General features: G+C 65.6%; 11 protein-coding genes. 5 read left to right on the forward strand and 6 right to left on the reverse strand.

The features are described from left to right. Positions 1–31 precede the first annotated feature (31 nt). Complete coding sequence (gene betA / locus ACEQXV_RS20055) at positions 32–1,720, forward strand: choline dehydrogenase (RefSeq protein ID WP_370270642.1); 1,689 nt, start codon at positions 32–34, stop codon at positions 1,718–1,720. 182 nt (positions 1,721–1,902) lie between these two features. On the opposite strand, the gene ACEQXV_RS20060 is transcribed toward betA, so the two are convergent. The 5 genes from ACEQXV_RS20060 to dapE form a co-directional block, all read right to left on the reverse strand. Further along, a complete protein-coding gene (locus tag ACEQXV_RS20060; RefSeq protein ID WP_370270644.1) occupies positions 1,903–3,249 on the reverse strand; it encodes a lytic murein transglycosylase in 1,347 nt (448 codons plus the stop codon). A gap of 166 nt (positions 3,250–3,415) precedes the next feature. Further along, positions 3,416–5,671: a ribonuclease R gene (gene rnr, locus ACEQXV_RS20065; RefSeq protein WP_370270646.1), complete on the reverse strand. Its 2,256-nt coding sequence runs from the start codon at positions 5,669–5,671 to the stop codon at positions 3,416–3,418. A 52-nt stretch (positions 5,672–5,723) separates the two neighbouring features. Beyond that, positions 5,724–6,464: a class I SAM-dependent methyltransferase gene (locus ACEQXV_RS20070; protein WP_370252776.1), complete on the reverse strand. Its 741-nt coding sequence runs from the start codon at positions 6,462–6,464 to the stop codon at positions 5,724–5,726. Positions 6,465–6,520: 56 nt separating this feature from the next. After that, the gene (locus ACEQXV_RS20075) at positions 6,521–7,117 is read right to left on the reverse strand and encodes a DUF2064 domain-containing protein (RefSeq protein ID WP_370270689.1); all 597 of its coding nucleotides are present in this window, start codon (positions 7,115–7,117) and stop codon (positions 6,521–6,523) included. After that, positions 7,117–8,259: a succinyl-diaminopimelate desuccinylase gene (gene dapE / locus ACEQXV_RS20080; protein WP_370270647.1), complete on the reverse strand. Its 1,143-nt coding sequence runs from the start codon at positions 8,257–8,259 to the stop codon at positions 7,117–7,119. The genes ACEQXV_RS20075 and dapE overlap by 1 nt, the downstream gene beginning before the upstream one ends. A 224-nt stretch (positions 8,260–8,483) precedes the next feature. Here dapE and ACEQXV_RS20085 point away from each other — a divergent pair, with 224 nt between their 5' ends. Together ACEQXV_RS20085 and ACEQXV_RS20090 are read left to right on the forward strand one after the other, a co-directional pair. Beyond that, positions 8,484–10,064 carry a Hint domain-containing protein gene (locus ACEQXV_RS20085; protein WP_370270648.1) on the forward strand — a complete coding sequence of 527 codons (1,581 nt, stop codon included), beginning with the start codon at positions 8,484–8,486 and terminating at the stop codon, positions 10,062–10,064. A gap of 88 nt (positions 10,065–10,152) precedes the next feature. Next, positions 10,153–11,172 (forward strand): Hint domain-containing protein, encoded by a 1,020-nt coding sequence (locus ACEQXV_RS20090; RefSeq protein WP_370252780.1) that lies wholly within the window; start codon positions 10,153–10,155, stop codon positions 11,170–11,172. A gap of 6 nt (positions 11,173–11,178) precedes the next feature. Here the strand turns inward: ACEQXV_RS20090 and ACEQXV_RS20095 are convergent, their stop codons facing one another. Beyond that, positions 11,179–11,511 carry a hypothetical protein gene (locus ACEQXV_RS20095; RefSeq protein WP_370252781.1) on the reverse strand — a complete coding sequence of 111 codons (333 nt, stop codon included), beginning with the start codon at positions 11,509–11,511 and terminating at the stop codon, positions 11,179–11,181. A gap of 86 nt (positions 11,512–11,597) precedes the next feature. Between ACEQXV_RS20095 and ACEQXV_RS20100 the strand changes: the two genes are divergently transcribed. Together ACEQXV_RS20100 and ACEQXV_RS20105 are read left to right on the forward strand one after the other, a co-directional pair. Next, a complete protein-coding gene (locus ACEQXV_RS20100; protein WP_370270650.1) occupies positions 11,598–12,191 on the forward strand; it encodes a Crp/Fnr family transcriptional regulator in 594 nt (197 codons plus the stop codon). An 80-nt stretch (positions 12,192–12,271) separates the two neighbouring features. Continuing rightward, entirely contained in the window at positions 12,272–12,472 is a 201-nt protein-coding gene (locus ACEQXV_RS20105) for a DUF2892 domain-containing protein (protein ID WP_370252784.1), read from the forward strand. Positions 12,473–12,542 lie beyond the last annotated feature (70 nt).

Genomic DNA, 12,542 nt, shown 5'->3' on the forward strand with positions numbered 1-12,542 from the left:
TCCCGCAAACACACTCATGGGGACAAGACAGATGGCAACGGCGCGTCAGGCCGATTTCGTGATCATCGGCTCTGGATCGGCAGGCTCGGCCATGGCCTCTCGCCTATCCGAGGATGGCAAGCACAGCGTGCTGGTTCTGGAGTTCGGCGGGTCCGACAAGGGGCCCTTCATCCAGATGCCCGCCGCGCTCAGCTACCCCATGAACATGGCCATGTATGACTGGGGCTTCAAAACCCGGCCGGAACCCAACCTCAACAACCGTGAACTCGTCTGCCCGCGCGGCAAGGTGATTGGCGGGTCCTCCTCGATCAACGGCATGGTCTACGTGCGCGGGCATGCGCGCGACTACGACCACTGGGACGAAAGCGGCGCGACCGGCTGGTCCTATGCCGACGTGCTGCCCTACTTCCTGCGGATGGAGAACTGGCACGACGGTGGCCATGGCGGCGATCCGGCCTGGCGCGGCACCAGCGGCCCGCTCCATGTCACGCGCGGCCCCCGCACCAACCCGCTCTTCCAGGCCTTCGTCGAAGCCGGTCGACAGGCAGGCTACGAGCTGACCGATGACTATAATGGCGAGAAGCAGGAAGGCTTCGGCCCGATGGAGCAGACCGTCTGGCAGGGTCAACGCTGGTCGGCGGCGAATGCCTATCTCAAGCCTGCGCTCAAGCGCCCGAACTGTAACCTCATGCGGTGCTATGTGCGCCGGGTGATCATCGAAGACGGCCGCGCCACCGGGGTCGAGATCGACCGCAATGGCACGATCGAGGTGGTGAAGGCTAACTCCGAAGTGATCGTCGCCGCCTCCGCCATCAACTCGCCCAAGATCCTGATGCTTTCGGGGATCGGCCCCGCCGCGCATCTGGCAGAGCATGGGATCGAGGTGATCGCCGACCGCCCGGGCGTGGGCCAGAACCTGCAAGACCACCTGGAGCTTTACATCCAGCAGGCCTGCACCCAGCCCATCACGCTCTACAAGTACTGGAACCTGATCAGCAAGGGCATCATCGGCACCCAGTGGCTGGCGACACATACCGGGCTTGGCGCATCGAACCAGTTCGAAAGCGCGGCCTTCCTGCGCTCGCGGCCCGGGGTGGATTACCCCGACATCCAGTATCACTTCCTGCCCATGGCGGTGCGCTACGACGGCACCGCGCCCGCCGAGGGCCACGGCTTCCAGGCCCATGTCGGCCCCATGCGGTCGAAATCGCGCGGCGCGGTCACGCTGGCCTCCGCCGATCCGAACGACGCCCCGCATATCTTCTTCAACTACATGTCCGACCCCGATGACTGGACCGATTTCCGCCACTGCATCCGGCTGACGCGAGAGATCTTCGCCCAACCCGCCTTCGATCCCTATCGCGGCAAGGAAATCCAGCCCGGCGCCGACGTGCAAAGCGATGACGAGCTCGATGACTTCATCCGCGAACATGCCGAAAGCGCCTACCATCCCTGCGGCACCTGCAAGATGGGCGCGAAAGACGATCCCATGTCCGTGGTCGATCCCGAATGCCGCGTGATCGGAGTCGAGGCCCTGCGCGTCGCCGACAGCTCGATCTTCCCGCGCATCACCAACGGCAATCTCAACGGCCCCTCGATCATGACCGGTGAAAAGGCCTCCGATCACATCCTCGGCAAGGGCATGCTGCCCCGGTCCAACAAGGCGCCCTGGATCCACCCCGACTGGCAAAGCAGCGTCAAGGCCACCAAAAGGGGCTGATCCCTTCTTCTTGGTCCAAATACTCCCGCCGGAGGCACCCGCCCTCTCGGCCATCCCCTCGTCATGACGACGCACGTCCCGCGCCATCCTCCGTGGCACCGCGGCCCGAGGAGGTCCCCGCGGATGCGGGGGGTGACGAGGGCCGCCCCCCGGGCGATCCGGCAAAGCCGGGGCGCAATCGCTCAGCCGCGCCGAAGCCTGCGCAACAGGGCTTCCGACGCATAGCCATCGGGCACCAGGCCCTGGGCCGCCTGGTATTCGCGCACGGCCTGGATCGTCAGCGGGCCCACGATGCCGTCGATCCGCTCGGTCGAGAACCCGGCCGCCGTAAGGCGTTCCTGCAACTCGAAGCGTTCCTCGTTCGTCAGCGCCCGGTCCTGGCGCGGCCAGCCGCCGCGAAAAGCCGGGCCGCCCGCGATCCGGTCGGCCAGGTGGCCCACCCCGATCACGTAGGCATCGGCAGGGTTATAGCTCTCGATCACGTGGAAGTTCTCGTAGATCACCAGCGCCACGGCCGTATGCCCCGCCGGCAGCAGGATCGAGGACGGGCCATGTTCGGGCAGCGGGCCACCGCCACGGGCCAGGCGCACGCCCATGGCATTCCAATGGGCGGCATCGTGCTGGATCAGCTCCCCGCTCTGGGTGAAGTCGAACCCTTCCGGCAGGTCGACCTCCAGCGCCCAGGGCTGGCCGTGTGTCCAGCCGTTTTCCACAAGGTAGCGCGCGGTCGAGGCCAGCGCATCGGCCGGGTCATCTCCCCAGATGTCGCGCCGGCCGTTGCCATCATGGTCCACCGCATGGGCCAGGAAGCTCGTGGGCATGAACTGGGTGTGCCCCATGGCCCCGGCCCAGCTTCCGCGCATGTCGCCCGGCACGATATCCCCCGCCTCCAGGATGCGCAGGGCCGCCATCAATTCGGTCTCGAAGAACTCGGCGCGACGGCCTTCATAGGCCAGGGTTGCCATCGCCTCTATGATCGGGACAGAGCCACGGAAGGTGCCATAGGCGCTTTCCAGACCCCAGATCGCGGCCACGATCTCGGCCTCCACACCATGCTCCCGCTCGATCTGTTCCAGCAGCGCACGGTGCTCGCGGAGGGCAGCCTGGCCATTCTCGATCCGCGCGGGCGATGCCGCGCTGTCGAGATAATCCCACAACGTGCGCGAGAACTCGGACTGGTTTCGGTCCCGCTCGATCACGCGCGCGTTCAGGCGCACCCCCTCGAAGGCACGTTCCAGCGTGCGCTGGCTGATGCCCTCGGTCCGGGCGCGGGTTGAAAACGCGGCGATCCAGGCCCGAAATCCCGCCTCCGTCACCGGGTCCGACTCTGCCGCGACGGGCAGGATGACCGATGCCGCCATGCGCATGGTGGGCCGCACCGACGCGGGCACCGCCAGGTCGCTTGGTCCCTCCGGCACCAGGGACACGGCCAGCGAGGGACGTGGAACGGGGCGCATGGATGTGCCGGTATTGGCCAGGGCCGCATGGGCCGAGGCCAGGATAACGAAAACCGAAAGAAGTACCCGCATGCTCTTGCCTGACATTCTGTTCTGAGGCCGAATATACGCCCTTCCCCATCGCCAAAGAAGGACCCCGCCCCGCAGGTCGGCGGAGCCTTGCCGGCAGAATGGCGCCGGATCGGTTAAAGCTTGCTGAAGACTGGCCAACGGGCATCGGGCCCGCGCGGCCTTCCGCCTAGCGGCGCTTGCGCAGCACCTTCTTTTTCACCTTGGCGGCCTTGGCGCGCGCCGTGCCTGCCTTGCGCCGTGGCCCGGCGCCGCGCCCGTGGCGCGCCCCGCGCGGCACCGATTTCCCGTCGATCTCGACCAGTTCCAGCGTCATGCCCCCGGTCACCGGAACCGCCTCGGCCAGTTTCACAGTCACCCGCTGCCCGATGCCGATGGTCAGCCCGGTATCGGCGCCGATCAGGGTTTGAGTGTCGGCGTCATAGTGGAAATACTCGCGACCCAGGGCCCGCATGGGCAACAACCCGTCCGCCCCGGTATCGTCGAGCTTCACGAAGGCCCCAAAACGGGCAATCCCGCTAATCCGGCCCGTGAAGCTTTCGCCCACACGCTCCGACAGGTAGGCGGCCAGGTAGCGATCGGTCGTATCACGTTCGGCCATCATCGAGCGGCGCTCGGTTTCCGAAATATGCTTGGCGATGTCGTCGAGCCGTTCGAGCTCCTCGGCCGACAGCCCGTCGCGCCCCCAGCCATGGGCGGTGATCAGCGCCCGGTGCACGATGAGGTCGGAATACCGTCGGATGGGCGAGGTGAAATGGGCATAGGCCTTCAGGGCCAGCCCGAAATGGCTGAAGTTTTCCGGGCTGTAATAGGCCTGCGTCATCGACCGCAGGGTCGACATGTTGATCAGCTCGTCGAACTCCGTGCCCTCGGCGGCGGCCAGCAGGCTGTTGAGATGCCGGGTCTGCAAAACCTGCCCCTTGGCCAGGTTGAAGCCGCTGGCCTGCGCCGTTTCCCGCAGGGCGGCGATCTTATCGGGGTTCGGCTCCTCGTGCACGCGGAAGAGCTGCGGCGTGCGCAGGCGGATCAGTTCCTCGGCTGCGGCCACGTTGGCCAGCACCATGAATTCCTCGATCAGCTTGTGGGCATCCAGCCGGTCCTTGAAGGCGACCGAGGTCACCTTCCCCTCGTCCGAGAGGATGATCTGGCGTTCCGGCAGGTCCAGGTCGAGCGGCTGGCGCACGGCGCGCGCGCGTTTCAGGGCGCCATAGGCGGCAAAGAGCGGCTTCAGCACCGGGTCAACCAGCGGGGCCACCTTTTCATTTGGCTGGCCGTCGATGCCGTCCTGCACTTCCTGGTAGTTCAGCGACGCGACCGAGCGCATCAGCCCGCGCACGAAACGATGGCCGATCTTCTGCCCCTCGGCATTGATCACCATGCGCACCGCCATGCAGGCGCGCGGAACGCCCTCGTGCAGCGAACAGAGGTCGCCCGACAGACGGTCGGGCAGCATTGGCACCACGCGGTCGGGGAAATAGGTGGAGTTCCCGCGCTTGCGCGCCTCGCGGTCCAGCGCCGATCCGGGTCGCACGTAATGGGCCACATCCGCGATGGCCACCCAGATCACGAAACCGCCGGGGTTCTTGGGGTCATCATCGGCATGGGCCAGACAGGCGTCGTCGCGGTCGCGCGCATCGACGGGGTCGATGGTGACAAGCGGCATGTCGCGCAGGTCTTCGCGCCCCGACAGGCCGGCAGGCTTCGCCGCGTCGGCCTCTTCGATGGCCCCATCGGGGAAATCGTCGGGAATACCATGCTGGTGAATCGCGATAAGGGACACTGCCTTGGGCTGGCCGGGGTCGCCAAGCCGCTGCACCACGCGCGCGCGTTGCAGCCCCATCCGGCTCCTGGGCCCGGCCTGTTCTGCCTCGACGAGTTCACCGTCCCTGGCATCTTCGGTGGCCCCGGCGGGCACCATCCATTCCTTGTCCGATCCCTTGTCGATGGGCACGATCCGCCCACCCTCGGCCCCCTTGCGGAAGATCCCCAGGATCTTGTGCGGGTTGGTCCCGATCCGACGGATCAGGCGGGCGACATACTGGTAATCTTCGCCATCGACCTCCTGCATGCGGGCAAGGATACGGTCGCCCTCGCCAAGCGCCGGGTCGGTGGACTTGGCGCTGAACAGGATGCGCGGCTCGGGCCCTTCGCCCAGCCATTCCAGCGGGCGGCAGAACACATCTCCCAGATCGTCCGGGGGCAGAACCTGCAGGACGGCAACCGGCGGGAGGCGGTCCGGGTCGCGATAGGTCTTCTTGCGCTTCTCCAGATGGCCCTCGGCCTCCAGCTCCTTCAGCACGCGCTTGAGGTCGATCCGCGCCGCGCCCTTGATCCCGAAGGCCTTGGCGATGTCGCGTTTCGAGGCATGGCCGGGATTGTCGGAAATCCAGGCAAGGATCTGGTCTTTGGTGGGGATCTGGCTCATGCCCTCGGCCTAGCACGGGCCGAGGGGCGCGTCATGCGGAAAACAAAGGGGCTCAGGCCGCCGACAAGTGCTTGGCAATCCGTTCCTGAAGGTCGCGCCGCGCCCGTTCGACGAAGGCCTCGGAGTCGTGCGCGATGGGGCCGAGCGCCTTCTTCGCTGGCTTGCGCAGCTTGCCGAAGGCCAGCCCATAGAGAATGCCCGGCAGGAAGAAGCTGGCGAACTTTGTGCCCTCGTCGCGCAGCAGGGTTTCGATGTTCAGCAACGCATCGAACACGAGGTTGGAATCGTGGAACAGGATCACGCAATCCTTGGCCATGTATTTGCGCAGGTTCAGGAAATCGCGGAAGGCGGCGGTGTTGGTATGCTCGCCGTCGATCATGCCCAGAACATGATCCTTCGGCACGTCGAAATCCTTCAGGTCGCTCGCGTCGCAGTCATAGGTGCGCATCTTGGTCAGGCAGTCGATGGGCAAAACAGCGGCCAGCCCGTCGATCATCCGTTCGGTGGAGTTGCCGTCATAGACCGCATCCCGCCCGCGTTCGTCGCGCAGCACCTCGGGGCGCAGATCGACCGAGGAAATCCGGGTGCAGGCCGGGTCCGCCAGATGGGGCACGAGGCTGCCGCCCAGGTGCGATCCGATCTCGATATAGCTGTAGTCCCCAACGGCCCCGCGCAGGAAATTCTGCACCGCCAGAAGCGTTGCCTTATCCTTGACCGTTGTCTGACTCTTGATCTGAAAGACCGAGATATCGCCCGCCTCGATCTTCGCCAGCATCTCGCCCGTATTGCCCATACCTGCCCTCACGAATGAAAACGGGGTCTTTGCCCCGGCACTGCTCGGGCGGAATCCTAGCGGCTTTGATCCGCTCCGGCAACTTTCGCGCGCAGCAGGTCCTCTTCGGTGTCGATGTCGTCCAGCGTGTCGATCAAGCCGATGCGCCTGCCTCCGAGGGTTGCGACGCTGTCCGCCAGCGCATTTGCCGTGGACCAGCGCACGTTTTTCAGGAACCCCGGCGGCGCGCGCCGCGCGCTCATCCCGATCAGCCAGTATCCCCCGTCCGGAGCAGGGCCGAATACCGCGTCCTTCGTCGCGAGCGCCGCGAAGCCCCGGGCCAGGTGGGTGGGGGTGATCCCGGGAATGTCCCCGCCGATGACCAGGACCGGACCGGGCAAGGCCAGAAGACGCGCCATGCGCGCCCCCAGGTCGCCTCGACCCTGCGGCAGCCTTGGCAGACCCGCAGGCCAGGCGCGGCTGGCCAGCCCCTCCGGGTCGGGCGACACGGCCAGCACCAGTTGCCAGCGCGGATCGCGCACGCGCCGCAGCAGACGCGCGGTCTGGTGCCGGAACCACCAGGCTGCTGGCACCGACCCGATCCCGCGCGCCAGCCGGGTCTTGACCCGCCCCGGGCGCGGTTCCTTCACCATCACGACGACGGTTCGCCGGATCATTGGGCGAAGTAATCGCGCAGGATGCGGCCGTAGATGCGCTTCAATGCGTGGATGTCCTCGATCCAGACCCGCTCATCGACCTGGTGCATGCGGTGGCCGACCAGGCCGAACTCCACCACCGGGCAGTGCGATTTCACGAAGCGCGCGTCGGACGTGCCGCCGGTTGTCGACAATTCGGGCACCAGCCCGGTTTCCGCCGTCACCGCCCGGCTCACCAATCCAGACAACTCCCCCGGCGGAGTCAGGAAGGCCTCGCCCGAGATTTTGACCTTCATCTCGATACGCGTGCCGGTCTCGCCCGCCACCTTGTCGGCCTCGGCCTGCAACCACTCTGTCAGGCTGGCGCCGGTGTGAAGATCGTTGAAGCGCAGGTTCGCCGTCATGCGGGTTTCTGCCGGAATGACATTGGTGGCCGGGTTGCCCGTGTCGATCGTGGTGACCGAACAGGTGGAAGGGTCGAAATGATCGGTGCCCTCGTCCAGCACATGGCTCGACAGGCGATGGGCCAGCAGGGCGACGGCAGGCATCGGGTTGAGCGCCTTGTGCAGATAGGCCGAATGCCCCTGCTTCCCCTTCACCGTGAACCAGGCCGACATGGACCCTCGCCGGCCGATCTTGATCATGTCGCCGATTTGCTCCGGGCAGGTGGGTTCGCCCACGATGCAGACGCTCATCCGCTCGCCCGCGCTGTCCATCCAGTCCAGAAGCGCTGTGGTGCCATCGACCGCGTCGCCCTCTTCATCGCCGGTGATGGTCAGGATGATCGCGCCGTCGGGCGGGGCGTCTCTCACCAGATCAATCGCCGCCGCCGCAAAGGCCGCGACGCCCGATTTCATGTCGGTCGCGCCGCGCCCGTAAAGCCAGCCCTCCGCTTCCTCGGCCCCGAACGGGGGATGGGTCCAGGCGGCTTCGTCGCCGATGGGCACCACGTCCGTATGCCCGTTGAAGCCGAAGGTCCGGGGGTGGCCCTGCGCGCCCCAGCGCGCGAAAAGGTTCGACACCCCGCCACGATCGACGCGCGTGCAGGCGAAGCCCGCCTCGCTCAGCACCTTGTCCAACAGCACCAGCGCACCGCCTTCCTCGGGCGTGACCGAGGCACAGCGCACCAGTTCGGCGGTCAGGATCTGCGGGTCGGTCATCTTCGGTCTCCTCGCTGGCAGGACAGTTCCGCGATAGCCCTGTGGCAGATCGGACTCAAGTCCCGGCTCTGCTGCGCCACCCCTTAACATGTGGCAAAAACACGACTATCTTTCGACACAAACAAGAAAAGACGGCAGATCGAGAACAGGCAGATGACTGCGCGGGCAGGGTTCCCACGCGCGCCAAGGTTTCGGCTCTGCCAGTTGAGCAGGACGTAAACAGTATGCCCGTCACGGCGAGTGAATTGACGATCGACAACCGCGCCAGTGCGACCGAAATGGCGGAAACCATTTTCGGTGACGGGGTGCAGGTCATCAGTGCCTCTTATTCCGGTGACCGGAATTCCTCGGGCATATGGACAGACGGCGATGCCATCTCGCCCGATGCAACCCCCTCCGACACCGGCGTCATCCTGTCCACGGGCCGGGTGACAGATTTCACCAACTCCTCGGGCGATCCCAACGTTCGCAGCAACACCTCGACCAATACGCGCGGGGTGAACAACGATTCCGATTTCAACACGCTGGCAGGGCGCGCCACCTATGACGCGGCCATCCTGGAAGCCAGTTTCATCCCCGATGGCGATACGCTGACGATGCAGTTCATCTTCGCGTCCGAAGAGTATCCTGAATATGTCGGGTCGGTCTTCAACGACGCAGTGGGCATCTGGATCAACGGGGTCGAGGTCGCCTCTCCGGTCTTCGAATTCGCCCGCATCAACAACGTCAATAACTCGTCGAACGAAACGCTCTACGTCGACAATACCGGCGATGTCGCGAATACCGAGATGGACGGTTACACCGTCACGCTTTCGGTCAAGATGGATGTCAATCCAAACACGGTGAACACGATCAAGCTGGGCATCGCCGACGTGGCCGACAGCAGCTATGACTCCGCTCTGCTGATCGCCGCAAACTCCGTCCAGGGGCAGATTTTCGCAGAGGACGACACCGGCACATTGGCGGGCTATGGCGATATCTCGGTGGATGTGCTGGCCAATGACCAGGCCCCCAATTCCATGGTCGTGACCCATATCAACGGCCAGGCCGTGACCACCGGCAGCACGATCACGCTCAGCAACGGGTTCGACATCACGCTTCAGGCGGATGGGACGCTACTGGTCGAGCCGCCCGCAGGCTACAGCCTGCCCGCGACGCCCGAAGACTTCACCTTCTCCTACACTGCGGCGGCCGGGGGCGGGGCCGGCATTTCCGACACGGCCTTCGTCACCATCACCACGATCCCCTGCTTTGCCAGGGGCACCCGCATCCGCACCGATCGGGGTGAGATCCCGGTTGAGGACCTGCGCGTTGGTGACATGGTCGAGACCCGCGACAACGGCCTGCAACCCATTCGCTGGATTGGCCACCGGCACGTGGAAGCAATCGGCAGGTTCGCCCCGATCGTGATCGAACGCGGGACCATGGGCTTTCATGAAACGCTGGTTCTGTCGCCTCAGCATCGGGTTCTGGTGCGTCACCACATGGCCGAACTTCTGTTCGGCGAGGACGAGGTGCTGGTCGCGGCCAAGGACCTGGTCAACGACTGCTCGATCCGGGTGCGCGAAGGCGGAACGGTCGACTACTACCACCTGCTTTTCGACCAGCATCAGATCATCTGGTCCGAGGGGCTTCTGACGGAAAGCTTCCACCCAGGCCCGCAGACCCTTGCCGGATTCGACGATGCGGTGCGGGACGAGCTGTTTGCGCTCTTCCCCGAACTCGATCCGGGCACCGGCGCAGGCTATGGCGCCTCGGCCCGTCCCAGCCTGCGCAGCTACGAGGCGGCGGCCCTGCTGGCCTAGGTCACATTCTTTCCCCATTTCCGCAAAACTTCGGCCCCAGCTCCACGGATAAGCTCCAATCAATCATAACGTGGGGCATTGTTTCGATATGGGTTGGCTGGCGATCTGGGATGGGCGGAAGCTCACACATGTGGCGCGCGACGCGCGCAGGGCAGAGCTGTGCGAGGGCACGATCCGTTTCGAGATGCACCTTCGCGGGGACATCCAGACGCCTGTCATCCTGTGGCAGGGCCGCACCGGCACCGCGCGCGACCTGCGCGTCCTGGCCAGGCCCGACGGAACCGTCAGCTTCGAACATGGCACGTCGATTGTCGAAACGCAGCCCGGTTTCTTGTTGTCTGGCGAACCGCTGCATCTGCACTATAGCTGGTCCCGGCTCGGGCACGGTGGGCAACTGGTTCTCAAGAACCTTCAGACCGGCGCGGAAAGCACCACGTTTCTAAGCGCCCACGCCCCCCGCGAACTGGCCGAGATCGTGCCGGAAACGCCCGGCCCGATGCTGTCGGTCAGCTATGCGGGCGTTGCGAACCATGCCCTGCCCGACATCCCCCTGCCCGGTCTCGACGGGGCTGTAAAGGTGGCAACCCCAGATGGTCCCGTGCCCGTGGCACGCCTGGGCGTCGGGGCAAAAGTTCTGACACGCAGCGGGCGCGAACAGACCGTGCGCTGGATCGGGAAAAGTGAACGCATGGCCCGCGGCAGCGACGCCCCCGTGCTACTGCGCGCACCCTATTTCGGGCTGTTCGAAGATATCCTGGTCTCCCGCAATCAGCCGCTGCTGCTATCTGGATGCGAGGTGGAATACCTCTTCGGACACGAAGAGGTCTTGGCGCAGGTCGAAGATATCCGCCGTGCGGGCGCCGCACGCATCAGCCTTGCTCAGCCCGTGGTGACGCTGCACCACGTGCTGCTCGATGACCACGATTGCCTGATGTCCGGGCGCAGCGCGCTGGCCTCGAACTTGCTGGCAGATGTCCTGGCGGCCGAAGGCAAGTCCACCGCGCGGCTCGACCAGGCCGACCGGCAAAGTGCCTGGCCGATGATCGACCGGCCCTCGGCGCAGGCGTGGCTGGAGATGCTGTCGCAAAACCGTCCGGCAGCCGCCTGACCGCGCCTAGTCCTCGTCTCCGAAGAAAGGCGTCATCTGCGCCACAATGACAGAGTTTTCATCCGCCGCGCGCTGCATCAGCTCGACTTCCTCGTCGGAAATCTCGTGGCCCATCTCGCGGCGTTCCTCCAGCGTGCCATAGCCCTGCACGTCAAGCGGTGCCATGTCGGCCTGCTTGAGGATCGCCACGGTTTCGCGCACCGCCTCGGCTTCATCCACGCCCGAGGCATAGACCATCAGCGCCGCGCCGGTCGCCCCCTTGGGCAGGCCATCGCCCGACTTGCGGCCAAGCTCGACCACAAGCGTATAGACCTGCTGCTGTTTCTTTTCTTTCGCCATGCCCTGCGCCTAGACCTCTGCGCCCTGCCGGTCAAGCGGGGCCTTGGGCATTGACGCGGGCGGCGCTTCGTTTCACCACTTGGGACATGAGTGACCTGCGCCGCCGCATCGCCTTTCCAAAGGGCACGACCCTGTTCCAGCCTGGCCAGGCCTGCCCGGGTCTCGTGTTGCTCGACAAGGGCACGATCAGGGTCACGCTGACCGCCGCCAACGGGCGCGAGGTCGTTCTCTACCGGGTCAGTCCCGGCGACATGTGCCTGCAAACCTTTGCCTGCCTCGTCGAAGGCCGCAGCTATTCGGCCGAGGGCGTGGCCGAAACCGACCTGGAAGGCGAGCTTGTGCCGCCCGACCAGTTCCGCACCCGGCTGGAAGGCGATCCCGACTTTCGCACGCTCGTCTTTTCCGCCGTGGCCAACCGCTTCGGCGAATACGAGAGGCTGATCGAGGACGTGGCGCTGACCGGCTTCGATGCCCGGCTGGCACGGGTCCTGCTGCGGCTGGCCGACCCGGCGGGCGAGGTGCACGCCGCCCATAGCGCGCTGGCAGTCGAAACCGCCTCGGGCCGGGCCTTCGTCAGCCGCCGCATGGCCGAATTCGTCCGGCGGGGCCTGGTCGAACAGCTGCGCGGCGGAGTGCGGATCACCGACCGCGCCGGATTGGAACGGATTGCCGCAGACTGATGGTGACTCTGTCACCGCTGCCGGGCCGGGGCCTGCGCTATGATCCCCTCATAACGCAAGCACCCGAAAGGAGCCGTCTCATGCTTCGCAACGAAGGTAACATCGACCGCGCCCTGCGCATCATCGCGGGCATCGTTCTCATCGCTCTCGTCTTCGTCGGTCCGCAGACCAACTGGGGCTGGATCGGAATCGTGCCGCTGGCCACCGGCCTCGTGGGCTTCTGCCCGCTCTACCGGATCCTCGGCATCAATACCTGCCCGGTGTCCCAACGTCAGGGGTGATCTGAGTACCCCGGTCCCCACCCCTGGGCAGGGGGTGGGGGTCGACATGGGCCGGCGTGACAGGGACGGT

The sequence above is a fragment of the Nioella sp. genome (genome assembly GCF_964229645.1).
Taxonomy (GTDB): domain Bacteria; phylum Pseudomonadota; class Alphaproteobacteria; order Rhodobacterales; family Rhodobacteraceae; genus Nioella.